This is a genomic window from Urbifossiella limnaea (assembly GCF_007747215.1).
GTDB lineage: Bacteria > Planctomycetota > Planctomycetia > Gemmatales > Gemmataceae > Urbifossiella > Urbifossiella limnaea.
Window position 1 is genome coordinate 4,158,680 of the sequence record NZ_CP036273.1, and the last position, 26,616, is coordinate 4,185,295.

23 protein-coding genes are annotated in these 26,616 nt (G+C 68.2%); 13 read left to right on the forward strand and 10 right to left on the reverse strand.

Going from position 1 to position 26,616, the window contains the following annotated elements; all coding sequences use genetic code 11:
• Nucleotides 1-6 precede the first annotated feature (6 nt).
• A complete protein-coding gene (locus ETAA1_RS17030; protein WP_145240513.1) occupies nt 7-720 on the forward strand; it encodes a 4'-phosphopantetheinyl transferase family protein in 714 nt (237 codons plus the stop codon).
• 49 nt (nt 721-769) lie between these two features.
• On the opposite strand, the gene ETAA1_RS17035 is transcribed toward ETAA1_RS17030, so the two are convergent.
• Nucleotides 770-2,413, reverse strand: a complete 1,644-nt coding sequence (locus tag ETAA1_RS17035; RefSeq protein ID WP_145240515.1) for a hypothetical protein — start codon at nt 2,411-2,413, stop codon at nt 770-772.
• 325 nt (nt 2,414-2,738) lie between these two features.
• Here ETAA1_RS17035 and polA point away from each other — a divergent pair, with 325 nt between their 5' ends.
• The 3 genes from polA to rho all read left to right on the forward strand — a co-directional run bounded on the left by polA (nt 2,739) and on the right by rho (nt 7,943).
• A complete protein-coding gene (gene polA / locus ETAA1_RS17040; protein ID WP_145240517.1) occupies nt 2,739-5,627 on the forward strand; it encodes a DNA polymerase I in 2,889 nt (962 codons plus the stop codon).
• A 45-nt stretch (nt 5,628-5,672) separates the two neighbouring features.
• Nucleotides 5,673-6,305, forward strand: a complete 633-nt coding sequence (gene coaE, locus ETAA1_RS17045) for a dephospho-CoA kinase (protein ID WP_145240519.1) — start codon at nt 5,673-5,675, stop codon at nt 6,303-6,305.
• A 204-nt stretch (nt 6,306-6,509) separates the two neighbouring features.
• Nucleotides 6,510-7,943, forward strand: coding sequence for a transcription termination factor Rho (gene rho / locus ETAA1_RS17050; RefSeq protein ID WP_145244692.1), 1,434 nt, complete (start codon nt 6,510-6,512; stop codon nt 7,941-7,943).
• A gap of 102 nt (nt 7,944-8,045) precedes the next feature.
• On the opposite strand, the gene ETAA1_RS33475 is transcribed toward rho, so the two are convergent.
• Entirely contained in the window at nt 8,046-8,177 is a 132-nt protein-coding gene (locus ETAA1_RS33475) for a hypothetical protein (RefSeq protein WP_261341987.1), read from the reverse strand.
• A 597-nt stretch (nt 8,178-8,774) separates the two neighbouring features.
• On the opposite strand from ETAA1_RS33475, the gene ETAA1_RS17055 reads away from it, so the two are divergent.
• From ETAA1_RS17055 to ETAA1_RS32050, 3 genes are read left to right on the forward strand one after another with little or no spacing between them, the layout of a single operon-like run.
• A complete protein-coding gene (locus tag ETAA1_RS17055; protein ID WP_145240521.1) occupies nt 8,775-9,290 on the forward strand; it encodes an RNA polymerase sigma factor in 516 nt (171 codons plus the stop codon).
• A 39-nt stretch (nt 9,291-9,329) separates the two neighbouring features.
• Nucleotides 9,330-10,049 (forward strand): DUF3379 family protein, encoded by a 720-nt coding sequence (locus tag ETAA1_RS17060; protein ID WP_145240523.1) that lies wholly within the window; start codon nt 9,330-9,332, stop codon nt 10,047-10,049.
• Between the two features lie 56 nt (nt 10,050-10,105).
• The gene (locus tag ETAA1_RS32050; protein WP_202920184.1) at nt 10,106-10,315 is read left to right on the forward strand and encodes an Rdx family protein; all 210 of its coding nucleotides are present in this window, start codon (nt 10,106-10,108) and stop codon (nt 10,313-10,315) included.
• Here ETAA1_RS32050 and ETAA1_RS17070 read toward each other — a convergent pair whose 3' ends face one another.
• From ETAA1_RS17070 to ETAA1_RS17085, 4 genes are read right to left on the reverse strand one after another with little or no spacing between them, the layout of a single operon-like run.
• Nucleotides 10,316-10,933, reverse strand: a complete 618-nt coding sequence (locus tag ETAA1_RS17070) for a response regulator transcription factor (RefSeq protein ID WP_145240527.1) — start codon at nt 10,931-10,933, stop codon at nt 10,316-10,318.
• Nucleotides 10,934-10,938: 5 nt separating this feature from the next.
• On the reverse strand, nt 10,939-11,997 hold the full coding sequence (locus tag ETAA1_RS17075; protein ID WP_145240529.1) for a sensor histidine kinase: 1,059 nt from the start codon (nt 11,995-11,997) through the stop codon (nt 10,939-10,941).
• A complete protein-coding gene (locus ETAA1_RS17080) occupies nt 11,998-12,462 on the reverse strand; it encodes a hypothetical protein (protein ID WP_145240530.1) in 465 nt (154 codons plus the stop codon).
• A 2-nt stretch (nt 12,463-12,464) separates the two neighbouring features.
• On the reverse strand, nt 12,465-13,529 hold the full coding sequence (locus ETAA1_RS17085; RefSeq protein ID WP_145240532.1) for an NHL repeat-containing protein: 1,065 nt from the start codon (nt 13,527-13,529) through the stop codon (nt 12,465-12,467).
• 223 nt (nt 13,530-13,752) lie between these two features.
• Here ETAA1_RS17085 and ETAA1_RS17090 point away from each other — a divergent pair, with 223 nt between their 5' ends.
• Complete coding sequence (locus tag ETAA1_RS17090; RefSeq protein ID WP_145240534.1) at nt 13,753-15,117, forward strand: sulfatase family protein; 1,365 nt, start codon at nt 13,753-13,755, stop codon at nt 15,115-15,117.
• Nucleotides 15,118-15,177: 60 nt separating this feature from the next.
• On the opposite strand, the gene ETAA1_RS17095 is transcribed toward ETAA1_RS17090, so the two are convergent.
• Nucleotides 15,178-15,507 carry a hypothetical protein gene (locus ETAA1_RS17095; RefSeq protein ID WP_145240536.1) on the reverse strand — a complete coding sequence of 110 codons (330 nt, stop codon included), beginning with the start codon at nt 15,505-15,507 and terminating at the stop codon, nt 15,178-15,180.
• Between the two features lie 139 nt (nt 15,508-15,646).
• On the opposite strand from ETAA1_RS17095, the gene ETAA1_RS17100 reads away from it, so the two are divergent.
• Nucleotides 15,647-18,346 (forward strand): ABC transporter substrate-binding protein, encoded by a 2,700-nt coding sequence (locus ETAA1_RS17100; RefSeq protein ID WP_202920185.1) that lies wholly within the window; start codon nt 15,647-15,649, stop codon nt 18,344-18,346.
• A 56-nt stretch (nt 18,347-18,402) separates the two neighbouring features.
• Here ETAA1_RS17100 and alaS read toward each other — a convergent pair whose 3' ends face one another.
• The gene (alaS, locus tag ETAA1_RS17105) at nt 18,403-21,093 is read right to left on the reverse strand and encodes an alanine--tRNA ligase (protein WP_145240540.1); all 2,691 of its coding nucleotides are present in this window, start codon (nt 21,091-21,093) and stop codon (nt 18,403-18,405) included.
• A gap of 199 nt (nt 21,094-21,292) precedes the next feature.
• On the opposite strand from alaS, the gene ETAA1_RS17110 reads away from it, so the two are divergent.
• Together ETAA1_RS17110 and ETAA1_RS17115 are read left to right on the forward strand one after the other, a co-directional pair.
• Nucleotides 21,293-21,649 carry a CD225/dispanin family protein gene (locus ETAA1_RS17110; RefSeq protein ID WP_145240542.1) on the forward strand — a complete coding sequence of 119 codons (357 nt, stop codon included), beginning with the start codon at nt 21,293-21,295 and terminating at the stop codon, nt 21,647-21,649.
• Entirely contained in the window at nt 21,646-22,092 is a 447-nt protein-coding gene (locus ETAA1_RS17115; protein ID WP_145240544.1) for a DUF2752 domain-containing protein, read from the forward strand. The genes ETAA1_RS17110 and ETAA1_RS17115 overlap by 4 nt, the downstream gene beginning before the upstream one ends.
• On the opposite strand, the gene larC is transcribed toward ETAA1_RS17115, so the two are convergent.
• Entirely contained in the window at nt 22,064-23,248 is a 1,185-nt protein-coding gene (larC, locus tag ETAA1_RS17120) for a nickel pincer cofactor biosynthesis protein LarC (RefSeq protein ID WP_145240547.1), read from the reverse strand. The two genes, ETAA1_RS17115 and larC, sit on opposite strands and share 29 nt — an antisense overlap.
• A 118-nt stretch (nt 23,249-23,366) precedes the next feature.
• Between larC and ETAA1_RS17125 the strand changes: the two genes are divergently transcribed.
• Complete coding sequence (locus ETAA1_RS17125; protein ID WP_238389240.1) at nt 23,367-24,449, forward strand: tagatose 1,6-diphosphate aldolase; 1,083 nt, start codon at nt 23,367-23,369, stop codon at nt 24,447-24,449.
• 151 nt (nt 24,450-24,600) lie between these two features.
• On the forward strand, nt 24,601-26,310 hold the full coding sequence (locus ETAA1_RS17130; RefSeq protein WP_145240549.1) for a vWA domain-containing protein: 1,710 nt from the start codon (nt 24,601-24,603) through the stop codon (nt 26,308-26,310).
• 53 nt (nt 26,311-26,363) lie between these two features.
• Here ETAA1_RS17130 and ETAA1_RS17135 read toward each other — a convergent pair whose 3' ends face one another.
• On the reverse strand, nt 26,364-26,588 hold the full coding sequence (locus ETAA1_RS17135) for a DUF3185 domain-containing protein (protein ID WP_145240551.1): 225 nt from the start codon (nt 26,586-26,588) through the stop codon (nt 26,364-26,366).
• Nucleotides 26,589-26,616: the final 28 nt, after the last annotated feature.

Sequence of the window (26,616 nt, forward strand, 5' to 3'; positions counted from 1 at the left end):
GACGGCATGCGCGCCCGCGTCCGCCCCTGCCCCGCCGATCCTGTAACCGAAGCGCCCGGTGTCGGCGAGTGCCACGTTTGGGTGATCGACCTGAACTGCCCCCCGGTCGCCGCGGACCTTCTCGCAAGCCTGCTGACGGAAGACGAGCGGGCCCGCGCCGAGCGGTACCGCGTGAAGGAGGTGCGCGACCAGTTCACACTCGCGCGCGGGGCGCTGCGCCGGCTCCTCGGCGGTTACCTCGATTTGGCCCCACAACGAGTGCCGATTGTCGTCGCGGCCGGCGGCAAGCCGGAACTCGCCAGTGGGGGGTTGCACTTCAACCTGACACACACGCCCGGCCTGGCGCTCGTGGCGGTCGCCGGCGTGCGCGTCGGCGTAGACGCGGAAAAGCGCCGCACAATTCCCGATGCCGACGGGCTGGTGAAACGATTCTTCTCCCCGGCTGAGCGCGCCGTCTACCACGATCTGAGTGCCGCAGTGCGGCCGGACGCCTTCTACCGCGGGTGGGTGTGCAAGGAGGCGGTCATCAAGGCTGCGGGGGCGACGATGCACGTCCTCGACGCCTTCGACGTGGAACTCGACCCCGCCCGTCCCGCGGCGGTGCTGGCCGCGCGACACCCACAGTTGGCTGGCTCTGCATGGGCCGTGGCCGACTGGTGCCCCGCACCTGGATACTCGGCGGCGGTTGCGGTGGAAGACGACAGCGTGGAATTGGTGTGACGAAACGAAAACGCCCACCCGTCGTAACGGGTGGGCGTTCGCGTCGACCTCAGTCCTTCGGCACCATCGGCATCGGGTCCGTCCCGACGGCCCCGAAGTACCTCGACACGGCCCGCGAGATCTGCGACTCGGGGACGTTCGGGTTCACCCGGTAACCTGTGCGGCCGAAGAAGTCGCGGAAGTTGACGATCTGGATCGCCTTCCCCACGGCCTCCTGCCGGGCCGCGCCGAGCTTACTGATCAGCTGAGCCTTCGCCGCCTGGTGCGGGTCGTTCGCCGACACCGGAATTTGGTACCCCTCGACGACGTACCTCGTCCGGTCGGTGAGCCGCCCTTTCCACGCACCCGTTCGCAGGTCGAACACGGCGTCCACCGCCACGCCCATCCGCCGCAGGTCGCGCTCGACGGCCTCAACGTCGTCGGTGCCGTCGCCGTTGATGTCGAAGACGCCGATGAGGGCGATGTGGTCGCCGACTCCGCGCCGCCAGACCGAGTTGTACAGCAAGTCGCCGGCCAGCACGGCCTCGCTGATGGCGTCGTGCTCGCCGGTAATCCGCGCCCGCGAGAGCGACGGCCCGAGCACCTCGATCACCTCGATCGTCCCCTTGGGGACGAACTCCGTCCGCGTCCGCATGATGCCGCGCTCGTCGGGCATGCGGAACGTCCGCAGTTGCGACGCCTTCCCCTTCTCCTGGAAGTCGATCGGCAGCACGCTGAACGTCAGCCCTGGGGTGACGAGCGAGCCGGAGCCCAGGTCGATCTCGACGAGGTTGTTCGGCAGGCGGCGGGTAATCTTCCCCTGCGGCTCGTCGTACTGCAGCGGGTCCGGCGGCTTGATCTTGTCGAGCAGAATCCGGTTCACGCCCTTCAGCGCGTCGAAGTCGCCCGCCACCCGCCGCTTCTCGTCCGTCACCTTCTCCAGGGCCGCCGTCTGCTCGTCGAACTTGGCCCGCAGGTCGCCCACGTCCTTCATGTACAGGGCGGTCTTGCTGTTGAGCGTCTTCTCCAGCTCGTCCATCTTCGCCTTGAACTCCTTGGGGAGTTGCTCGGCCCGGTCGGCGAAGAGCTTGTTGGCGGCGGTGTACGCCTTCGAGGCGGCGTCGAGCTTGGTGAGGGCGTCGGCGTAGGCGGCGGTCGTGTCCGCCGACTGGTTCAGAGCCAGGTCGCGCTGGACCCGGGCACGGGCAGCCAGGCCAAGGAGTGTCTTGTCCAGGCTCGGCGCCCGCAACTGGCTGTCGAACTCGCCGGCCCAGGCGTCGAACTCACCCGGGGCGATGGCCGGGTCGAGCGCCTTGGCGTCGGGGTTCATGGCAAACGCCTTGATGGCCGCGTTGAACCGGTCGGCCTGGGCTTTGGTCAGCTCGGGCGCCTTCTTCTTGACCGCGTCAGCGACCTTCTTGATCTCCTGCTGGACCTTGTCACCCTCCTTCACGTCGCCCTGCAGGACGGTCAGGTCGTCGGCCTCGGGCACACCGACCGCGACGCGGAGGGCGCGGGCGATCAATTCCTTCTCCTTGGCCTCGGCGCGGAGGTTTTTCACCTCGTCCTTGGCCTTGGCCACCTCGGCGTCCTTCGCCTCCTGGTCGGAGAAGAGGACGTACACGAACACCCCGAGCCCGATCGTGGTGAGCACGAAGAAGACCAGCGACACCACCACCGGCAGGCTCGTCTCTTTCGGCGCGGACTTGGCCATCGGTACCTCGGCGACGGGAGTCGAGACGTGTGCGGCCCCAGGGATTATACGCCGACGCCCCTTCAAATGAGGATAACTGCGCCGGCCGGGCGGTCAACGCGAAAGACGAACGTGGGGCCGACTACGGCGGCGGCGGTGACGGCGCTACCGGTTACAACGCCCGCCGACCGCCGGCTTGACACACCTGACGTGGCATCTGTACACTATCCGCGTCATCATTCTGCCGTCCGCCCGCCCCGCCGCCGAGCGCCGGGGTTCCGGGTGTCGCCCGCCACAACCCGCACGCCCACCCCACCCTGCCCCGGGCGCGGAAGGATCGGTCCCCATGTCGGACACCCCGCCGGCGGGCAGCCTGTACCTGCTGGACGCCCACGGCCTCATCTACCAGATGTTCCACGGGATCGGCCCGATGTCCGCCCCGGACGGCCGGCCGACGAATGCCGTTTTCGGCGTCACGCGGGCGCTGATGTCGCTTTACGACCGCGGGGCCGACTACCTTATCGCCACCTGGGACCGCGGCGGCAAAACCTTCCGCGAGGAACTGGCCCCGGAGTACAAGGCCCACCGCGACCCACCGCCGGCCGACCTGACCGTCCAGGAGCCGATGGTGGATCAGGTGCTCGACGCGATGCGCATCCCGTTCCTGTCGGCCGACGGGTTTGAGGCCGACGACGTGATGGCGACGCTGGCGTCGGAAGGTGCGGCGCGCGGGCTGTCGGTCTACATCTGCTCCTCGGACAAGGACCTGCGGCAGTGTCTCGGTTCGCAGGTGAAGATCCTCAACCTCCGCAAGGCGGAGGAGATGGATGCCGCCGGCCTGATGGCGACCTGGGGCGTGCGGCCGGAGCAGGTCATCGACTTTCAGGCACTCGTCGGCGACGCCGTCGACAACGTCCCCGGCGTGCCCGGCGTCGGCCCCAAGACCGCGGCCAAGTGGCTGCAGCAGTATCCGACGCTGGCCGATGTGGTGGCGCACGCCGACGAACTCCCCGGTGGCCCGAAGGCGCGCGCGGCTCTGAAGGAGGCCGTGGCCAACGGCAACCTGGAGCGGTCGAAGAAGCTCGTGACACTTGACACGCGGGTGCCGCTGCCGATGGAGTGGGACACCTGGCGGCGCCGCGACTGGGACGGGCAGAAGTTGCTGGAATTGTTTCACGAGTTCGGCTTCCGCGGCTTCGCCGAACGTGTCCGCAAGACGATGACCGCCGGCGGCGCCGCCCGCAACGCGGCTATCCTCGAAGACGCTGGCCTCGCTTCACAACCGACCGCTGTGAAGGCAGCCGCACACGCCGGTCGTCCGAAGGTGGCGAAGCCCACCGGCCCGTCACTGTTCGATGCCATCGACAACGACGGCCCCGTCGTGCCGCCCCCGCCGCCGGCCGACAATTGGACAGGCGAGTACACCCTGATTGACACACCCGTCAAATTCGCCGGCTTCCTCACGGACCTGTCGAAGCAGCCGCGGTTCGTCTTCGACCTGGAGACGACCAGCTTCGAACCGCGCCGTGCGGACATCGTCGGTTACGCAATCTCGTGGGAGGAAGGGAAGGCGTACTACGTTCCCGTTCGCGGCCCCGCCGAGGATCAGGTGCTCGACCCGGACAGCGTGCTGGCAGCGCTGAAGCCGCTGTTCGAGAACCCGGCGGTGAAGAAGGTCAACCAGAACATCAAGTACGACCTGCTCGTGCTGCGGCAGGCCGGCGTACGGCTCGCGGGCGTCGCCGGCGACCCGATGGTCGCCCACTACCTGCTCCACGCCGGCGAGCGGAGCCACGGTTTGGACGACCTGACGCGGAACTACTTCGGCCACGAAAACATCCCGATCAGCGACCTGATCGGCAAGGGGAAGAAGCAGATCGGCATGGCCCAGGTCCGCACCGCGAAGGTGGCCGCTTACGCCGGCGAGGACGCCGACGCCGCATTGCGCCTGGCCAACCGCCTCGAACCCGAGATCGATCAGGGCGGGTTGCGCACCCTCTACGAGACGCTGGAACTACCTCTGATCGACGTGCTGGCCGAACTCGAGTTCAACGGCGTGCGGCTGGACGTGCCGTTCCTGGCGAAGCTGTCGAAGGAGATGGAGGGGCAACTGGCGACGACCGAGACGGACATCTACGCACTGGCCGGGAAGCCGTTCAACATCGGCTCGCCGAAGCAACTGCGGGAGATCCTCTTCGACGAGATGAAGCTGCCCGTGCAGAAGCGGACCGACACCACGGGCGAGCCGAGCACGGATCAGGAGTCACTCGAACGACTCGCGGCCCTCGGGCACGCGCTGCCGACCAAGATCATCGAGCACCGCCAGATCGCAAAGCTGAAGGGCACGTACGTGGACGCCCTGCCGGCGCTCGTGAACCCGAGCACCGGCCGCGTCCACACCTCATTCAACCAGACGGTCGCGGCCACGGGCCGGCTCAGCTCGTCGGACCCGAACCTGCAAAACGTTCCCTCCCGGACGGAGCAGGGCCGACAGATTCGGCAGGCGTTCCTGCCACCGGACGGGTGGCTGATCCTGACCGCCGACTACTCGCAGGTCGAGCTCCGGCTGCTGGCAAACTTCACAAGCGACGATGCACTCCAGCAGGCATTCGCCGCGGACAAGGACGTTCACGCCATCGTCGCGGCCCAGATTTTCAACGTGCCCGAAGCCGAGGTGACGAAGGCGCAGCGCGGCGTGGCGAAGACCGTGAATTTCGGCGTCCTCTACGGAATGAGCGGTACCGGCCTTGCGGCCCGCCTCGGGATCAGCCGTGCCGAGGCGGACCAGTTCATCGACTCGTACTTCGACCGCTACCCGAAGGTGCTTCAGTACCAGACGGACCTGTTGAATAAGGCCCGGCAGACGGGCTACGTCGGCACGCTGCTGGGCCGGCGTCGGCGCTTCGACCCGAGCGCGATCCGCCCGCGGTCGAGCTACCAGCAGCGCTCGACGGCCGAGCGCGAGGCGATCAACATGGAGATCCAGGGGAGCGCCGCCGACCTCATGAAGTTAGCGCTCCTCGGCGTCCACCGCCGGCTGTCCGAGAGCCGGTTGCGCGCACACCTGTTGCTGACAGTCCACGACGAATTGGTTCTTGAGGTTCACCCGGACGACCTAAGACCGGTGGTCGATTTGGTGCGCACGGAGATGTCCGGGGCGATGAGCCTGAACGTACCACTGAAGGTAGACGTCGCGGCCGGACCGAACTGGCTAGACGTTTCGAGTGTCAAGTAAGTCAGCGTCTACGCACGGACGGCGGGTTTGACTTCAGGAGCCGGAATGTCTCGGTGGCGGCACGGACCGAAGCCGGTAATCGGGCTCGTCGGCGGTATCGGCGCTGGCAAGAGTACTGCCGCGCGCTTGCTCACCGCCCGGGGTGGCATTATGGTGGACGCCGACGCCCTTGGGCACGACGCCCTCGAACAACCAGATATTCGACAGTCTATTATACGTCTTTTCGGCGATCATTCGAGCATCATTCGCCCTGACGGCCGGATCGACCGCCGCGCAGTAGGCCGGATCGTTTTCCAAAAAAATGACGCACGCCGTGCCCTGGAAGCGGTTGTGCTTCCGTATATCCGGGTGCGGGCCGAGGCGGCGCTCGCCGCAGCACAGGCCGACCCCGCCGCCCGGTTCGTCGTTCTGGACGCCGCTGTGATGCTAGAAGCCGGCTGGGACGGGGTTTGCGACAAGGTCGTCTACGTGGACGCCCCTCGCGAGCAGCGGCTGGCCCGGGTCGCAGCCCGAAGCGGCTGGAGCGAAGAAGAACTGGCAGCACGCGAAGCCGCGCAGTGGCCGGCCGAGCGTAAAATGGCCGCGGCACACGCCGTGGTTGTCAACGACGCCGGGCCTGAGGAGCTCGGCCGCAGGTTGGATGAGTTGCTTCGTCACTGGGGGATACCGGCCGGCTAATCGCGATCACTGCGTTTCGCGACTCGTCGGCCCCCCAATTGTTTGGTCGTGCGGTTCGTCCTACCACGGTCACCGGCGTTCACGGGCAGGCACCCGCCGCCCCGCCGGACCCGCCGCACGACCCTCAACGATCGCCCGCCGGTCGGAGGTTCCTTCATGTCGGACATTCTGGAAGTCACACCCAAGCCCACACTCCGCCGAACCATGCCCACCAACACACCCCACTCCGCCGGCCCCGAGCCGGACGACGAATTCGGTGCCGGGATCGTGGAGCGGTCGCCGGCCCCGGCCCGACCGCCTGTCGACACCCGCGAGCACGGATTCGACGCCGAAACGAACTCGCGGTATGAGGAGATCAAGCGCGGCAACACGTTCATCACCCAACTCCAGCACATGACCGTGGCCCAACTCCAGGCCGCGGCGCGGGAGGACGGCATCGCGAAGGAGGACATGGTCGGCCTGAAGAAGCAAGACCTGATCTTCCTGATCATCAAGGCGCGGGTGAAGCAGAACGGTCTGATGATCGGCGAAGGGACGCTGGAGGTGCTGCCGGACGCCTTCGGGTTCCTCCGCAGCCCGGACTACAACTACCTCCCCTGCCCCGACGACATCTACATCTCGCCGAGCCAGATCCGCCGGTTCGGCCTCCGCACCGGCAGCGTCGTTGCCGGTCAGGTCCGCCCGCCGAAGGAGAACGAGCGCTACTTCGCCCTGCTGCGGGTCGAGGCGATCAACTACCAGGACCCCGACCTGCTGACGCACAAGACCGTCTTCGACGACTTGACGCCGCTCCACCCGGACCAGCGGCTCCGGCTCGAAACGACGCCGGACGAGTTGGACATGCGGGTGATCGACCTGGTGGCCCCGATCGGCAAGGGGCAGCGCGGCGTCATCGTGGCCCCGCCGCGGACCGGCAAGACGGTGCTTCTCCAGAAGATGGCAAACGCCATCATCAAAAACCACCCGGACAGCTACGTCATCGTCCTCCTCATCGACGAGCGGCCCGAGGAGGTGACGGACATGAGCCGCACCGTCATCGGGGAGCGGGTCGAGGTGGTGAGCAGCACGTTCGACGAGCCGCCGGAGCGGCACATCCAGGTCAGCGAGATGGTGATCGAGAAGGCGAAGCGGCTGGTGGAGTACGGCACCGACGTGGTCATCCTGCTGGACAGCATCACCCGGCTGGCGCGGGCGTACAACACGGCATCGCCGGGCTCCGGGAAGTTGCTCTCGGGCGGTCTCGACGCGACCGCCCTGCACAAGCCGAAGCGGTTCTTCGGCGCAGCCCGGAACATTGAAGAGGGCGGCAGCCTCACCATCCTGGCCACGGCCCTTGTCGACACCGGCTCGAAGATGGACGAGGTGATCTTCGAGGAGTTCAAGGGCACGGGCAACATGGAGGTTCACCTCGACCGGCGGATGGTCGACCGCCGCGTCTACCCGGCCGTGGACATCAACCGCAGCGGCACCCGCAAAGAGGAACTGCTGCGGACGGAGGACGAGTTGCGGCTCGTCGACATGATGCACAAGGTCCTGGCGGACATGAACCCGGTGGAGGCGATGGACTTGCTGCTGAAGCAACTCGGGAAGCACAAGACGAACGCCGACTTCCTGGCGAGCATGACCCAGGGTGGCTAACCCGCCCAGTGAGGCGAGAGGTCCATGTCGTGTAGTACCGATGCGAAAAGCCCACCCGCTGCAACGGGTGGGCTTTGTTCATGATCGGACTCGGTCGTGAGGCTAGCGCCGGTCGGTCGCCTTGGGGCGGTCGTGGTCGAGGTTCTTGTTCCGCTCACCGCCGCGGCCGCAGCCGGCCGACATGCCCGTCAGTACTGCCAATGCCGCCAGCCAAACCTGGGTGCGTCGCATCATCTCCCTCTCGGACGGAAGCCACAAACGACACGGGGCCGGTCGCCGAAGCGACCGGCCCCGAGGGAGCGGTGCTCCGAACCGACTTACTTGGCGCTGGTCTTGGTGGTCGGGCTGGCGCCGCCGCAGCCCACGACGCCGACGACGGTGACGGCGAGGACCAGAGCCATGACGATCTTCTTCATCGGAAACTCCACAGGAACGGGGTGCGGTGGAAACACGAGGAGGCAACTCTCCCGGCCGGGCAGTCCGACCGCGGTCCTCTCGTCTGTCGGGCGGGCACCGAGCGAACCGACGCCGCCCACGCCTCACATGACCCAACCGCACCGGACTTATTCCCGGAAAAATCCCCCGGCAGTCGCATTTTTGCCGGTGGGGCCAGAGTACAGGTTCGAAGCGACCGGCATCAGCGCGCCCAAGATTCGACCCGACAGATGGTTACGATCCGTTGCACCGAGAAGCCGGCTCAACTGTCGCCTTTTCGATTCCGCGGAATGTTCGCCCTCCGCCACCGTGTCGGCTGAAGAGGAAACCCGTGCGGGCGAACATTCTCGGGAATAAAGTGCCCGGGTTCGGGTTCCCACAATGTAGGGTGGTGTGATGGGCTCAGCTGTCGGCCTGCACCAGCTGATCGACGAGCACTATCAGGGGCTGTACCGCTACGCGTACCGCCTCGCCGGCGCAGCGGCCGACGCCGAAGACCTGACCCAGGAGGCCTTCCGCAAGGCGATCGACCGGCTGCCCCAGCTCCGCGACCCGGACCGTGCCAAGGCTTGGCTCTACCGCATCTTGCGGAACGCCTACCTGCACCGCGTCCGCGACGCCAAGCGGCACCGGACAGTTCCCCTTGACGCCGTGGGGGATTTCGCGGAGCGTGCGCCGGCGGAGCCACCGGACATCGAGCCGGCCCGGCTACAGGAGGCACTCGACGACCTGGACGAGGCGTTCCGTACGCCCCTGATTCTGTTCCATTTCGAGGAGTTCAGCTACGCCGACATCGCCGAGCAGATGGGTATTCCCATCGGCACCGTGATGTCCCGAATCGCCCGCGGGCGGGCTTACCTTCGCACACGGCTGGCGCCAACCGCCGCGAACGGCACCCACCCGCCGACCTGAGCGTACACTCTCTCCGCGACGGCGCGAAACGTTGGATTTATGGACTGCCGCGACGCTCACTACTTTCTGCGACTCCGCCGCCCCGGGTCCGACGACCTGGACCCGGACGCGATGGCTTCCCTCGACCGCCACTTGGCCTGTTGCCCGGCCTGTGCCGCGGCCGGTCGGGCGCTCGCCGGCTTCGACGCGGCAGTCGGCCGCGCCATGCGGGCCGTGCCGGTCCCCGACGGGTTGCGCGACCAGTTGTTCACTGAAGCTTCCGTCCGTCGCGGAGCCGCGCTGCGGCGTAGGACCTTCCGGTTGCTCGCCGCCGCCGCGTCGGTGTTGGTGACGTGCGGATTGGCGCTCGGCGTCTACTCCGCGGCGCGACCCCAGGCAGACGTTGCGGGGATGCTCGCCCAGGGCGACGAACTGGCGATGCCGCAGGGGGCTGAAAAGCAGATCTCGGCATTCCTGAAGTCTCAGCGGCTGCCGGAACCTCCCCCACTCGACCCGAGCCTGTTCATCCACGCCGGTACCGAGTCGGTGCAGGGTCGAGACGTACCGGTGCTCGTCTTCCGGGAGCGGAACGGCCCCGGGGTGGCGAAGGTGTACGCCTTCCGCGCCACGTCGTTCAAGTTGGACGCCCTCCGCGAGGAACAGGCGTCGCACTGCTCGACGAAATTGTACGCCCACCCAGCGGCCGGTGTCACCTACGTGGTCGTCTACACCGGCATGGACCTGACGCCGTTCCTCCGCGGCGGCGGCGGGACTGCCTGACCCCCGACTCACATCAAAGATGCATCTATGACCATCGACCTGACCTACTGCGCGGCGTGAGGTTACGAGCCGAAGGCCGTCAGTTTGGCGGCCAAGGTGCTCACCGCGTACAAGCAGAAGCTTCTGAGCCTGCGGCTGATCCCGTCTCACGCGGCGGCTGCTTCGAGGTGGTCGTGAACGGCGAACTCGTCTACTCGAAGCTGGCGACCGGCACCTTCCCCGCCGAGGACGAAGTGGTGAATGCCGTCGGCGAGCGGCTCAAGTAACTACGCCCCGGGGTCGCCGGTTGCGGAGATGACCCACACCAAATCCGCGACCGAGCGGGCATCCATCTTCTTCATCAGCCGCGCCCGGCGGTCTTCGACAGCCCGCACACTCAGGCCCAGCTCGGCGGCGATGTCCTTGTTCGTCGCCCCGCGGGCGATCCGCTCCAGCACCTCGCGCTCCTTCGGCGTCAGCGCCGCGAGCCGGGCCGCGGCAGCGTCCTGCCGCTCCGCCGCGACCCGCGCCGCCGCGTCGCGGGCCAGCGCCGTACGCAGGTGCGCCATCAACTCGTCGAGCCGGAACGGCTTCTCCAACAGCGTCAGCGCCCCGAGCGTCATCGCCTCCACGGCGATCCGCACGTCGGCGTGACCGCTCACCATGACCACCGGCAGCCGGACGCCGTCGTCGGCCAGCTTTCGCTGCAGTTCCAGGCCCGTCATCCCCGGCATCTTGACGTCGAGCACGAGGCAGCCGGGCGCGGCCGGGTCGTACGCCGCGAGGAACTCGGCCGCCGACGCGAACGCCCGCACCGGGTGTCCGAGCAGCGCGCCGGCGCTGGCCAGCGCCCGGCTGACGCCGGCGTCGTCGTCCACCACGAAGATCGTCGGCTCGACACCCACGTCGGTCAGTTCCTCTGGTCGGCCGGTAAGTGGAACGAGAACACCGCCCCGCCCGCCGGGTCGTTCGCGGCCCACAGCTTTCCGCCGTGCCCTTCCACGACCGCCCGGCTGATCGACAGCCCGACGCCCATGCCGCCCGGCTTCGTCGTGTAGAACCGCTCGAACACCCGGTCCGGGTCGTCGTCCCCGAGGCCGGGACCGTTGTCGCGGACGGTCACGATCACCACGTCGGCCGCGGCCCCGGTCTCGACGCGAACGTCTCGCGGGCCGGCTTGCTCGGTGACCGCCTGGACGGCGTTCATCAGCAGGTTGAAGACGACCTGCTCCAACTGAACGCGGTCGCCCCACACGGGCGGGAGAGGTTCTTTCAGTTGTACGGAGACGGCGGCCCCGGCACGACGGGCTTCCCACTCGACGACGCGGACGGCGCCGACGACGACCTCGTTCACGTCGAGTGCGGCCGGGGCCGGGTGACCGCGCGCGGTCATCCGCCGGAGTGAGTTTACGATCTCGCCGGCCCGATGCGATTGCGCCGCGATCTCCTCGAGGCACGCCGCAAGGGCCGGCCCGTGGGCTGTCTCCGCCGCGAGGCGGACGGCCACTTCCGCCTGGAGCCCGATCGCGGCGAGCGGCTGGTTCACCTCGTGAGCCAGCCCGGTCGCCAATTGCCCGGCGGAGTGTAGTCGATCGAGGTGGGCCAGCGCCGCCAGGTGCTCGCGCGTCTCCTCCTCGGCCCGGCGGCGGGCGTCCTCCGCGCGACGGCGCAGCACGCCCAGGAACAGCGTCATGCCGATCGAGAACAGGGCCAGTGCGCGGTTGACGAGCACCTTCCAGTACTCGGTTGTTCCGCGCTCGGGGTGGAGGTGCAGTTTCGCCACCGTGAGAACACCGCACAGAGCGGCGATTGCCGGCGCGAACCACGGGACCGGGACGCGGAGGGCCAGTAACACGGCGAACGTGTACGGCACTGCGGCCGCCACGCCGAGCGGCAGGTTCAGGTCGGTAATGAACACGGCCAAGACCAGGCCGAGGGCGAGCGCGGCCACCCGGGGAGCGGCGGGCATTCAACCGCGCCCGCCGAACGGGGACTGCTCGCCGGGGCACACGAAGGTGATCCGCACAGCCGGCCGCGTCGCCGTCGCCGGCCGGGCCGACATCCGGGTCGGCTTCGGCGGCGGGTCCACGTCCAGCGACAACAAGTCGGCCCCGGTCGGGGCCGGAGGCTGCGACTCAACGACCGGCGTCGGCGGGGCCGGCGTCGTTCGCACGAGCGGCGCGCCGTCGAGGGCGTCGAGGTCGAACACCGCCGCCGGGCCGTCGTCGAGTTCCAGTGGCGGCACCTTCGCGGCCGGTTGCTCCACCGATTCCGCCGGCAGCACCTCGGCGTCCAGGACTTCCGCGTCGAGCACCTCGGCGTCCAGGACTTCCGCGTCGAGCACCTCGGCGTCCAGGACTTCCGCGTCGAGCACCTCGGCGTCGATGGGCGCCATTCCGGACAGGAACGGGTCGCGGCGGGGCGGCGGGGGCATGGTCAGCTCACCTTGCGGAGGAACGTCACCCGGCCGGTGGACACCCACTCGACCACGAAGATGTTGCCGTCCTTGTCGAATGCCGCGTCGTGCGGGTGGACGAACTTGCCGGGCAGCCAGTCCCGCGGCTGCTGGCGAATCTTGAACCCGTCCAGCACCCGCTTCCGCCACTCCTCGTCGTCGCCGAGGTGGACGATCGGCGTAAGCCCCGGCCCGAAGAGGCTCACACGGGCGTGCAGGTCCGGCACCAGCAGCACGTTGCCGCGGGTGTCGGCGTTCGCCGGGAACAGTACCGACTTGCCGGATTCGGTGGCGTCGACGACGTCGCCGCCGAGGGTGAAGGTTTGAAGGCGGGCATTGGCGCGGTCGCAGACGACGATGCGCGGGTTGGCGGCGTCGCGGGTGTCGAGCCAGTTGCCGTGCGGGGTGCGGCACTTCCCCTTGTCGGTGCCGGTGCCGCTGAACACCTTCACGAGCCGCCCCTCGCGGTCGTAGTTGAGCAGGTGGTTCGAGCCGTACCCGTCGCCGACGGTGAACCCGCCGTCCGGCAGGAAGCTGATGTTGGTCGGGTTGTACGGCGGCGTGATCATGCCGTTCGGCTCCTTGCCGCCGGGCCGTGGGGCGTACTCGGGGCAATCGGGCCGGCCCTTCTGCCACACGACGCGGCCGCGCAGGTCGGTCTTCACCAGCTTCATCGTCGGCGTCCAGGTGTTCGCCAGGTAGCAGAACTCCTCGGAGCCCTCGCGGCGGATTTCGATGCCGTGGCCGCCGCCGTGCCACTCCTTGCCGAACGACCGCACGAACCGGCCGCGCGGGTCGAACACCAGTACGGTGTCCATCCCCTTCCCGACGCCCTGGTGCGTGATGTAGACGTTCCCCTCGGCGTCGAGTGCGACGTTGTGTGTGGTCTGCCAGACGTAGTCGGGCGGAAGCGTGCCCCAGTTGTGGTGGCACTCGTAGCGGTGCTCGCCGCTGCCGACCACGGGCGTGGCGGTTTGCCCGCGAGCGGTAGTGCCGAGGAGCAGCGGTCCGGCGGAAGCGGCCTTCAGGAACGTGCGGCGGTTCATGGCGGAGAGGGGTTGTGGGTGAGTGTTGAGATTGAATGTAACCGCCGGCGTGGAAAGGTGCAACGGGCGGCCGGCCCGCACAATCGGCCGGTTTGTGAGGCCGCGAGTTGACTCCACGATAACCATAGGTTACATTTGTTCACCTGTCAACCGCTCCGTTCGACGCCCAGGGCCGGGCACCTACCGTCTACACTCACCCCATGTCTCTCCGGAGGTTCATCCGATGTTCCGCCATGTACTCGCCGTCGCGCTGGTCACAGGCCTGAGCTCACCGACGGCCGCGGCTGACGCACCGAAGCACGTCGTACTTCTTGTGGCCGACGACCTCGGGTTGCAACTCGGCTGCTACGGCGACGCCACCGCCCGCACCCCGAACCTCGACCGCCTCGCCGCCCAGGGGACCCGCTTCACCCACGGCTTCGCCAGCGTCGCGTCGTGCAGTGCCAGCCGAGCCACACTCCTGACCGGGATGCCGACTCACCAGTGCGGCCAGTTCGGGCACGCACACGCCGAGCACAACGTTCACAGCTTCCGGACGGTCCGCAGCCTGCCGCAGCTCCTCAACGCCGCCGGCTACCGAACGGGCGTCGTCGGCAAGTTGCACGTTCTGCCGCAGGCGGTGTACCCGTTCCACGTCGAGGCACCCGCCCGAAACGTCGTGCAGATTGCTACTCAGGTGCGGCAGTTCCTCGCCGGTCGGGAGGGGAAGCCGTTCTTCCTGCACGTCGGGTTCGCGGAACCCCACCGCACGGCAAAGGGGTTCGGCAACCAGGAGAAGCAACCGGCCGGCGTCCCGGCAGTGACGTTCGATCCCAAAACTGTGGCGATCCCGTCGTTCCTGCCGGACAACGCCGACGCCCGCGGCGAGTGGGCCGAGTACCTTCAGGCGGTCGCTCGGCTCGACCACGGCGTCGGGCTCGTGCTCCGCGAGCTGGAACTGGCCGGCGTGCTGAACGACACGCTCGTCATCTTCCTGAGCGACAACGGCCCGCCGTTCCAGGGCGCGAAGACGACGCTGTACGACCCCGGCGTCCACCTGCCGCTGGTCGTTCGCAGGCCGGGCACGAAGCACGTCGCCACCACCGCCGCGATGGCGAGCTGGACCGACATCGCGCCGACGATCCTGGACTGGGCCGGCGTTCCCGCTCCGAAGGGGCTTCCGGGCCGCTCGATCGCCCCCGGGCTGACGCATGCAAACCCGGAGGGCTGGAACCACGTGTACGGCTCGCACCAGTTCCACGAGATCACGATGTACTACCCGACGCGGATGGTCCGCACCCGGACGCACAAGTACCTCCTCAACCTGGCGCACGGGCTGGAAGTGCCGCACGCCAGCGACTTGTGGGCGTCGCCGACGTGGCAGGGCGTGCTGAGCCGCGGCGACCGAATGTTCGGCCGGCGGACCGTGGCGGCGTACCTGAACCGGCCGCGCGAGGAACTGTACGACCTCACGGCCGACCAGGACGAGCTGCGGAACCTGGCTGCTGACCCGGCCGCGGCGGGTGTGCTGGGGCAGCTCCGTGCGAGTTGCCGGGCGTGGCAGGAAGCGACGAGCGACCCCTGGGTCGTGAAGTACCGTCACGAGTGAGCCTGAAGAAACGAAAAAAGCCCACTCGCCGCGGCGGGTGGGCTTCGCTGTCGTCGTGCCTTAGTTGGTCTTCTTCCCGCCGCGCTTGAACTGAATCTCGGTCACGGCGCCGTTGGCGGTGGTGATCTCGAACTTGGCCTTCCCGGCGGCCTTCTCGTTGCCCAGGATCTTCGCGGCGCTCTCGGCGTCGCCTTCCTTCTTGTTGCCGTCCTTGTCCGTGGTCAAGTACTTGGTCTTCTCGGTCAGCTTGTACGTCGCCTCCTTGCCGTCCTTGTCCTTCACGGTGACCTCCTTCTTGGAGGCGTCGTACTTCACCAGCGTAACCGGGTCGGCGCACACCACGCCCACCGCGAACAGGGCCAGGCCGACGGCCATCAGCATCTTCCGCATCGAACGACTCCTGGAGAGGGGAAACGTACTTCTCCGCCCTGGGCCGGCCCGGGGCTTGACCACGAGCGGACGCACCGACATGGTATCATTCACAAACCCCGTGTCGCCGGGTCGGTTCCGCGGGCGAGGAGTTTTCATCGTGCTCACATCGTTCCGCCCCGCAGCCGTCGCCCTGGCGTTCGGCCTTGCGCTCGTCGTTACCGCGTCGCCCGCCCAGCCCCCGGAAGTCGAGGACATCAAGCCGAAGTTGAAGAAGATCGTCGTGGACGACCCCGACCCGCTACCGCCGAAGGGGCCAACCACCGGACCGACCGGCGACCCGTCGGTGAAGCTCGACGAACTCGCGGCCGCGGCGAAAGCCGCGACCAACCCGGCGATCAAGGCCGCGTTCGAGAAGTACCTCGTGCCGTTCGACCGACTCACCGGCGCAACCGGGGCGGTTCGCGTGAAGCCGATCCCGGTCCACAGGTCCGGCGGACTTCCGGCCGAGTTCGGCGTTCAGGAACTATCGCCGACGGGTGTGCCCGGCCCGAGCAAGAACGTTGCCAAGTCTGAGGTAAGGCGGTTCGAGCACTTCGAGGAGATGATGCTGATCGAAGCCGACGTGTGGCTGAAGAGGAGCGGCGCGCCCGACGGCGGGCCGCCGCCCGAGTTCCTGGCCGGGGCCGAGAAGTTGCTCGCCGCCGGGCTACGGTATCACGACTACGCCAAGGCCAACAACCTCCGCACCGGCAAGCAGTGGGACGAGGTCCGCCGGCCGTTGTACGAGAAGCTCAAGGAGGCCCGCATCCGCGACCTGCGGCAGGCGACCACAGCCGGTGAGTGGGCGCGGGTCCGCGAGGCCGCCGGGCGGATCATCGCCGCATACCCGAACGACCCAGTCATGGCGAAGGAGGCCGCCGAGGCCCGCGTCGCCGAGGCGGAACGACTGCTGAGGACGAAGCAGTTCGGCGACCAAGTGTTGGCCCGCGAACTTCTCGACGACTTCGAGTTGAAGTTCCCCGGGGCCGGCGGCGACCCGGTGAAGCGCGCCCGCAAAGAGCTCTCGGACGAGGCCCAACGGTTCTTCACGCTTGCCCGCGCTGACAAGGCCAACGGCAATCCCGTGCGCGCCCGCGACTACGCCCGTCAGGCCGAGGCGCTCGACCCGAACCTACCCGGCCTCCGCGAGCTCGCCCGCGACCTGGGCACCGGCTCGACCACGCTGACCGTCGGGGCGCGTGTCTTCCCCGAGCGACTCAGCCCCGTCACCGCCCGGTTCGACAGCGAGCGGCAGGCCGTGGAACTGCTGTTCGAGTCACTCCTGGACGAAATCCCCGACCCGGCCGGGGGGGCGCGCTACCGGCCATCTGTTGCACTCGGGATGCCGGCTGTCGTGCCCGGCGGCCGCGAGCTCGGCGTGCGTTCGTTCCCGCCGCGCGGCGACCAGGAACCCGGGTTCGACTCGAGCGACGTAGCCGAGACGATCAAGCTCTACCGCACCCGGCCCGAACTGTGGGCCGGGTACTCGCTGCCGTGGATCAGCGACCTGCCGATCCCGACCGGCCCGGCCGGCGTCCGCATCGCCTTCCAGCACGGCCACCCCGACCCGCGGGCGCTGCTGACGTTCAAGCTGCTTCCGGCGACGTGGCTGTCCCGCAATGCCCGCCGCGTGGACGACGCCGACTTTTCCGCCCGCCCGACCGGCACCGGGCCGTTCCGCTTCGGCACCTCGTCCGTGGACCCGAAGACCGGCGGCAAGACGCTGACGCTGGTGGACAACCCGAACTTTGGCCGCACCCGCGACCGGGCCGGGCTGCCGCACCTTCGTGAGGTTCGCTTCGTCGAACTGAGCAAGATCGCCGACCCGTTCGCCGAGTTCCGCGGCGGTCGGCTCAACATCATCCCGGACCTAACTCCTACAGAGTTGAGCAAGGCTCTGGCGCAGAACGCGGCCGAACTCGGCGGGCACGGGCAGGTGTTCACCGCGGGGACGAACCGCCGCGTGTTCGTGCTGGCACTCAACATCCGCCGGCCGCCGTTCCAGAGCCGCGACCTCCGCCGCGGGCTCGGGCTGGCGATCGACCGCGACGAGATTCTGCAGCAGGTGTACGGCACGGTCCCGGCCCAGTACCGCCGGACAACGGGGCCGATGACCGGCCCGTTCCCGCCGGGCTCGTGGGCCGGGGCGAAGGGGACCGGCGGTCTGCCGACGCCCTTGATGGACCGGACGCAGGCCATCGTCCACTTCGCCCGGTACATGACGACGCCGTCGGCCCCGCGGTCGCTGAAGCTGTCCTACCCGACCGGCGACCCGGTGGCACAGACCGCGTGCGAGAAGATCAAGGCACAGATCGAGAGTCTGTTCAAGGACGTGGCCGTGGGCAGCCGGCTGACACTGGAGCTGGACCCGCGCGAGCCGCGCGACTTCCTGCGCCACGTCGAGTCGGAGCAGCGCTACGACCTGGCGTACCTGCCGTTCGACTACCCCGACGACTGGCACCCGTTCGGTCTGGCGGCGTTCCTGGACCCGGACGCCGCCGGCCGCGACGGGCGGAACGTGACGGGATTCCTGTCGGCGGGCACGAACCCGGACGAGAAGGACCGCGAACTGGGCGGCGAGTTGGCGGCGTTCCGCGAGCACCGCGACTTCGCCGGCGACCTGATGCCGCGGGCGCAGCGGGTTCACACGCAGTTCATCGAGCGGATGCCGTTCGTGCCGCTGTGGCAGCTCGACCGGCACACGCTCGTGTCGGGCAAGCTAAAGGTGGTGATCGACGACGGCGCCGACCCGGTGACGGCGGACCGGCTCAACCCGGCGGTGCTGTTCCAGAACGCGGCGCGGTGGAAAATGGAATAGTCTTGCCGCTTGCGGCTGAGCGTTGCCCAACGCCAAGCCGCAAGCGTTTCCGTGGCTCACTTGAGCAACTGCCCGGCGAGTTCCCGCGCCTTGGCGAGCGCCTCCGAGAGCTTCGTCGCGTCCTTACCGCCGGCTTGAGCCAGGTCGGGCTTGCCGCCGCCGCTGCCGCCGGCGACCGCCGCCACCTGCTTCACCACGTCGCCCGCCTTCACGCCCTTCTTGACCAGCTCCGGCGTCATCGCCGCGAGGAACGGCACCTTGCCGCCCTCCTCCGTCCAGCCGAACACGACGAACGACGACCCGACCTTCTGCCGCACGCGGTCCACCTGCGCGCGGGCCGCATCCGTGGTTGTGCCCTCCGGCAACTGCCCGATCACGACCGTGGCACCGCCGAGCGTCGGGGCCGCCTCCAGCAGCTTGTCGATGACTCCGCCGAGGTCCGCGGCAGCGCCCTTCTTCAGCTGCTCCTGGAGCTTCTTCAGCTGCTCCTGGAGCGCGTCGATGCGGCCGGGCAGTTCGTCCGGCTTGCAGTGGAAGCGGCCCGTGAGTTCGTCCAACACCGCGCCGCGGGCCTGGGCGTCGGCGTAGGCGGCGCGGCCGGTCACGGCGGTGACGCGGCGGACGCCCTTCGCCACGCCCTCCTGCGACACCAGCTTGAACAGCCCGATCGTGCCCGTCCGCGGGACGTGCGTGCCGCCGCAGAACTCGACCGACATGTCGGCCGTGAGGTGCGCCGGGTTGTCGGTGCCGACCATCACCACGCGCACCGGGTCGGGGTACTTCTCGCCAAAGACGGCCCGCACGCCCGGCAGCTGCTTCGCCTCCTCGAGCGGCATCACCGCCGCCTGCACGACCTGGTCGCGAATGACGCCGCGGTTTACGCGGTCCTCAACCTCGCGCAGCTGGTCGGCGGTCAGCGGCCTGTCGTGGGTGAAGTCGAAGCGCGTCTTGTTCTCGTCGACGAGGCTGCCGCGCTGGTCCACGTCGCCGCCGAGTACCTGCCGGAGCGCCAGGTTCATCAGGTGCGTGGCGGTGTGGTTCCGCATCACGTCGACGCGGTGGCCAACGGACTGGTTCAACAGCACCCGGTCGCCGACGGTCAGCGTGCCATGGTCGAGCGTGCCGACGTGCAGCACCGTCTCGCCGAGCCGCTGCGTGTCCTCGACCTCGAACGACGCCCCGGCCGCGGTGGTGATGATACCCTGGTCGCCGACCTGTCCGCCCTGCTCGCCGTAGAAGTTGGTGCGGTCGAGCAGCAGGGCGACGGAGTCGCCGGCGGCCAGCGCGCCGGTGCGGACGACTGCGTTGTCCTTCACCCAGCCGAGGACGGTCGCCTCGACCTGGACGTAGCTGTACTTCGCGGCGTCGTCGGTCGGCGGCAGCTCGCCCTGGATCGCGGCGACGACGGCGTTCTTCCGCCCGGGGCCGCCCTGCATGTCGATGAGCTTCTGGAAGCCGTCCGCGTCGACGGTCAGCCCCTCCTCCTGGGCCATCTGCTGCGTGATGTCGATGAGCACGCCGTAGGTGTCGTGCAGCTTGAAGGCCTCGGCCCCGCTCACCTGCGTGCGCCCCTCGGCCCGCATTTTCGCGGCCACGTCGTCGAACAGCTTGATGCCGCGTTTCAGGGTGCGAAGGAACCCTTCCTCCTCGGCGTAGATCGCACTGCGGACCTTCGCCGGGTTCGCCTTCAGCTCGGGGAACGCACTGCCCATCAGCTCGACCACCGTCGGCACGAGTGCGTGCAGGAACGGCTCCTTCGTGCCGAGCACCTGCGCCCCGTAGCGCTCGGCGCGGCGGAGGATGCGCTTTAGCACGTAGTTCCGGCCGTCGTTGCCGATCGCGGCGCCGTCGGTGAGCGCGAACGTCAGCGTTCGGATGTGGTCGGCGATGACGCGGTACGCCGTGTCTTTCAGGTCGTCGAGCACGCCGCCATAGGGGGCCGCGCCGGTCACCTTCTGGATCGCGGCGAAGATCGGCTGGAACACGTCCGTGTCGTAGTTGCTGTTCACGCCCTGGATCACCTTGGTGATCCGCTCGAAGCCCATGCCGGTATCGACGTGCATCGCCGGCAGCGGGGTGAGGGTCTGGTCCTCGTTGCGGTTGAACTGGATGAACACGAGGTTCCAGATCTCGACGACCTTGTCCGAGCCGGCGTTCACGAGCGGACCGCCGCTGCGGTCGGGCGTGGCGTCGTAATGCACCTCGGTACACGGGCCGCACGGGCCGGTCGCGCCCATCTCCCAGAAGTTGTCCTTCTTGTTGCCGAGGTGGACGCGATCGGGCGGCACGCCGACGGCCTTCCAGAAGCCCGCCGCCTCGTCGTCGCGCGGGATGCCGTTGGCGGGGTCGCCCTCGAACACGGTGACGTGGAGCCGCGTCGGGTCGAGCATCCACACCTCGACGAGCAGCTCCCACGCCCAGGCGATGGCCTCGCGCTTGAAGTAGTCGCCGAAGCTCCAGTTCCCGAGCATCTCGAAGAAGGTGTGGTGGTACGTGTCCTTCCCCACGTCGTCGAGGTCGTTGTGTTTGCCGCCGGCGCGGATGCACTTCTGGGTGTTGGCGACGCGGGTGCTTGCCGGCTTCTCGGTGCCGAGGAAGTACGGCTTGAACTGGTTCATGCCGGCGTTGGCGAACAGCAGCGTGGGGTCGGCGAGCGGCACCACCGGGCTGGACGGCACGTTCGTGTGCCCGTGCTTCTTGCAGAAGAAGTCGACGAACTGCTTACGGATGTCGGACGACGAGAGCATCGGCCCCTCGGGGTGGGTGCGGGACGCGATTCAGGACACGGATTCGGGGCAAAAGTTCAAGGGGTTCGGGCGTGGCGGCGGGCAGTCGCGTGAACCTGCAATTTCGTGGAAACGGTGTTTGACCGGCGGCCAGATGGACCGTATCGTTCAACCCCAAGTAACCGTTCGTACCACTGTAACCCCGAGCCCTGGTGCCGCAATGGCCCGCAGCCGCGACGACGACTACGAGGACGACGACTACGACGACCGCCCCCCGGCCCGGCGGCGCCGGGACGACGACGACTACGACGACGCCCCCCGCGGCACCCCGCCGCCGAACTACATGGTGCAGTCGATCCTCGTCACCCTGTGCTGCTGCCTCATCGGCGGCATCATCGCCATCGTCAACGCCAGCCAGGTGAACTCGAAGTGGGCGGCCGGCGACTACGCCGGGGCGAAGAAGGCGTCGGAGCAGGCCAAGATGTGGTGCATGATCTCGGTCGGCGTCGGCCTCGTCGTGAACCTCATCTCCGTCGCGGTGCAGGTGATGGCGATGCAGGCCGGCGGCGGGCGATGACCGCGCCCCCGCCCGACCGGCGCACGCGCACCGCGGTCCGCGGCGCGCTGGTCGGGATCGCCGTTCTGGCCCTCGGCGGGGTGGTGTCCCTGATCGCCACTACCCCGCCGACGCCCGACAGCTTCTACCCGAAGTGTACGCTGTACCAGGCCACGGGCCTTCACTGCCCCGGTTGCGGCGCGGGCCGGGCGGCGCACGCCGCTCTGAACGGCCGCGTGGCCCAGGCGTTCGCGTACAACCCCGTCGCGGTCTTACTCCTCCCCGTCGTCGTCGTCGTGGCGTTGGTTCAGACCGTGCAGTGGGCGCGCGGTCGGCCGACGCGGACGCGCATCATCGTGAGCGGCCGCTGGATCATGGCGCTGGCGGTGGCGCTGATCGTGTTCATGCTGCTGCGGAACCTCCCGTGGTACCCGTTCACGCTCCTCGCCCCGCACGATTTGTAGCCCCGACCACGGCGTATACTTCCCGCAACGGTATGCCGTGTTCCCGGGCCACGCGAGCGCAGTCCTCGTATTCCGGCGTCACGATCTCAAACCCGTCGCGCCGGCCGCGCTTCGCCCGCACCGGCCCCCACGGCGTCTCCACCGTCACCGCCTCGCGCGCCAGCTTCGACCGCACCGTCGTCGTGCGGCGGACGCCGAACGTGCCCGTCTCGCGGAACAGGATCGCTTCTAACTCGGCCACGCGGCCCGGCTCGGCGATGACGCTCAGCAGCACGCCGGGGCGGTTCTTCTTCATGTGGATCGGCACCGCGTACACGTCCAACGCCCCGGCCGCCAGCAACCGCTCGAAGCAGTAGCCGACCACCTCCGCGGGGCAGTCGTCGAGGTTCGTTTCGAGGACGGTCACGGTGTCGGCTTCGTCCTTCGTCATTCGTCGTTCGGCATTCGAGGTGCCGACCCACAGGCGGAGGATGTTCGGCTGCTCGAAAAAGTCCTTGGTCCCGGCCCCGTGGCCGATTCGCTCGATGGTCATGGCCGGGGCCGCGGTGAACTCTGTCGCCACGGTCGTGAGGATAGCCGCGCCGGTCGGCGTTGTGAGCTCGCCCTTCACGGCGCTGGCGGCGAGCGGCACACCCTTCAACAACTCGGCCGTGCCCGGCGTCGGAACGGGCATGATGCCGTGGGCGCACTTCACGGTGCCGCTGCCGGTCGGCACGGGAGAACTGGTAAACTGCTCGACGCCGAGCAAGTCCAGCCCGACGGCCGCGCCGACGATGTCGGCGATGCTGTCGAGCGCCCCTACCTCGTGGAAGTGGACGCGCTCCAGCGGCATCCCGTGGGCCACCGACTCGGCCACCGCGACCTTGCGGAAGATGACTGTCGCCAGCTCGCGCTGCCGCGGCGTCAGCGCCCCGCGAGCTAGAATTGCTTCCACGTCTGGCAGGAACCGGTAGTCCTCCTGGTCCGCGGCGTGGACCGTCGCCTTCGTCGCCTCGAAGCCGCAGCGCTTCACCTTCTCGGCTTCCAGCGTGATCGGCAGGCCGAGCGAGTCGAGTGCGGCGCGAATGGGGGCGGCGTCTACGCCGGCGTCGAGGAGGGCGCCGAGGACCATGTCGCCGCTGATGCCGCTGAAGCAATCGAAGTGTGCGACGCGCAACACGAGCTCCTGATGAACGCCGGGCGACCGGGGTATCGTATCAGCGGGCTACCCGTCCGAATGCTCGCGCGTAAGATACCGCCGACCCCGCACCTCCTCTCTCGGAGACGTTGCCTCGATGTCCATCCCCCTCTCGGTGACGCGCCTGCTCGGCCTCGGCCTCACCCCCGGGAAGCTCCGCGGCCTCCAGCGGATCAGCAACCCGAATGGCACGCTGACCATGGTCGCCACCGACCAGAACAGCTCGATGATCTCGATGATGAAGAAGGCCACCGGCCAGGAGCCGACCTACGCCGAGATCGCCGACGCCAAGGTCATGCTCTCCCGGGCGCTCGCCCCGCACTGCTCGGGTCTGCTCGTGGACGGCTACTACGGCTACTGGAGCACCGTGGCCGCGGACGCCGTGCCGGCCGGCACCGGCATCCTCATCCGCGTCGAGAAGTCGGGGGCGGACAAGAACAAGGCCGGCGCCCCGATGGGCGAGGTCGAGCCGGGCTGGGGCGTCGCCAAGATCAAGCGGTGCGGGGCCGACGCGGTGAAGCTCCTGGCGCAGTTTGAGCCGAACGAGCCGGACAGCGCCGAACACAACTTCGAGTTCACCCGCCAGATGTACGAACAGTGCATCGAGCACGACATCCTGTTCCTGCTGGAACCGATCCACTTCGCTTACAACGGCGAGAAAGACGACAGCCCGAGCAAGATCGCCCGCAAGGCGACGACGGTCATCGAGTCGGCCAAGTTCCTGAGCCGGTACTGCGACGTCTACAAGTCCGAGTTCCCCGGCACGTTCGGCCACGAATCGGACGCGCAGCTGGTGGACAACCTGAAGCGGCTGAACGACGCCTGTGTGAAGCCCTGGGTGCTGCTGAGCGCCGGCGTGGACTACGACAAGTACAAGAAGCAGGTGGACATGGCCATGAAGGCCGGGGCCAGCGGCATCCTCGGCGGGCGGGCGTTCTGGAAGGAGTTCTTCACGTACACGAGCCCGGCCGAGCGGCAGAAGTTCGCCGAGACCGAGTGCGTCCGCCGGGTGACCGAGACGGACGCGATCGTGGAGACCGGCACCCCGTGGTTCGCCAAGTACGGGCTGAGCACGGCCGACCTGCACGGCATCCGGGCGGCCGAGGGCTGGCACGCCCGCTACGGCGGCGGCAAGGCCGGCGGCCCGGCGAAGGCCGTGGACCCGAACGCGGTGTACTGAGAACGAGGGACACGGCGAGCGGCCCGCGTGAGCGGGCTGTTCCTGAGCGCAGAGATGCGTTCAGGAACAGCCCGCTCACGCGGGCCGCTCGCCTTTCTGCTCCGCGACTCGCCTACAATGGTGCGACTCGCCCGCCGCACCAGGAGCCGCGATGGAGACGCAGCCGACGCAGACCCCCGGCGGGATCGTCCACACCTACCAGAAGTACGACCCGGTCCACTTCCCCAGTCCGACCGCCCCGCCGCCGGACCTCGTATCGCCGGCGTTCGAACACCTCCTCGAATTCGGCGACTCCGACGAGTTCACCGAGGAGCAACTCGCCAACGCCATCCGCCTCGACCCGTCGCAGCTCGCGGGGCTCGGGCCGAGCCTGAACGCGCTCAAGGAAATGCTCCTGGAGCGGAAGCGGAAGATTCTGGCGACCTACGAGACGCAGCACGCCCAGAAGCTCGCCGCGGGGGCGTTCCGCGACGCGGCCCAGGGGCTGAAGCCGCCGTCGAAGCTCGCCGAAAAGTTCCACAAGGCCGTCCGCAACGAACAGCTCTACGAGCTCGAGCAGCTGTTCTTCCGCGTCGGCAACGACCGCGACCCGTTCGCCATGGGCATCGTGCTGGCGTCGGCGCGGCTCGGCGAGAAGTACCAGGTGGACGAGCTCGCGGGGAAGTACGAGTTCACCGGCCGCACGAAGATGGACGTGCCGAAGGCGCTCGAGGTGAAGGAGGAGTTGGAGACGATCGACAAGCTGCTGAAGCAGCTCGAAGACGCGAAGAAGACGGCCCAGCTCGCCATCATCGACATGGACGAGTTGGAGAACTTCGCCGACCCCGGGCAGATGGACCAGCTCCGCGCCCTGCAGCAGCAGCTCGAAGACTACATCAAGGAGCAGGCCGAGCGGCAGGGGCTCGAGGGCGACGGCAACGGCAAGTACCGCCTCACCCCGAAGGCGATGAGGCTGTTCCAGAGCAAGGTGCTGACGCGCATCTTCAGCCAGATGCAGGCGAGCCGCACCGGCCGGCACCCCGACGCGGTTAGCGGCGAGGGGGCGGTCGAGAGCCCGAAGACGAAGCCGTACGAGTTCGGCGACTCGGTCGCGCAGATGGACATCCCCGCCAGCATGGTGAACGCCCTTCTCCGCGACGGACCGGGGACGCCGGTGCGGATGCGGCCAGACGACATCGTGATCCACCGCACGAAGGTGAACCCGAAGGCCGCGACGTGCGTGCTGCTCGACATGAGCGGGTCGATGCGCTACGACGGCCAGTACGTGAACGTGAAGCGGATGGGCCTCGCCCTCGACGGCCTTATCCGCAGCGAGTACCCCGGCGACTTCCTGCAGTTCGTCGAGATGTACTCGTTCGCCAAGCCGCGGCACGTGTCGGAGGTGGCGCACCTGATGCCGAAGCCGGTGACCATCTTCAACCCGGTGGTCCGGCTCAAGGCCGACATGAGCAACCCAGACGTGAGCGAGATGCGGATCCCGCACCACTTCACGAACATCCAGCACTCTCTGCAGACGGCCCGCCGCTTCCTCGCCGCACAGGACACTCCGAACCGGCAGGTCGTGCTCATCACCGACGGCCTACCGACGGCGCACTTCGAGGGGAGCACGCTGTTCCTACTGTACCCCCCGGACCCGCGGACAGAAGAAGCTACGATGCGTGAGGCGCTGCTGTGCCAGCGCGAAGGGATCACGATCAACATCTTTCTGCTGCAGGTGTGGAACCAGAGCCGCGAGGACTTGCAGTTCGCCTACCGGCTCGCCGAGACGACGAAGGGCCGCGTGATCTTCACCGCGGGGAAGGATTTGGACCGCTACGTTATCTGGGACTACATCCAGCGGCGCAAGCAGATCGTGTCTTGAAACGAAACCGGCCGGAGGGATTCCCCCCGGCCGGATTTACGTGACTGGCCGGCTCAGGCGGTCGCGCGTCGGTCGGCGAGCACGAGTGCAACCCCGGCGACGGCCGCGACGACGCCGACGATCGGGTTCAGAATGATGGTGTGTGGCTTCTGCACGTCGATCTGAAGCGGGCCGGCGTCGACGACACGCTCGGTGGTGAAGAAGGTGAAGCCGCCCACCGCGAGGGCGACGACACCCATGACGATCAGCAGGATGCCGATTATTGACAAGGCGCGCATGGGGAACTCCAGGCCGGGTAGGTTTGTC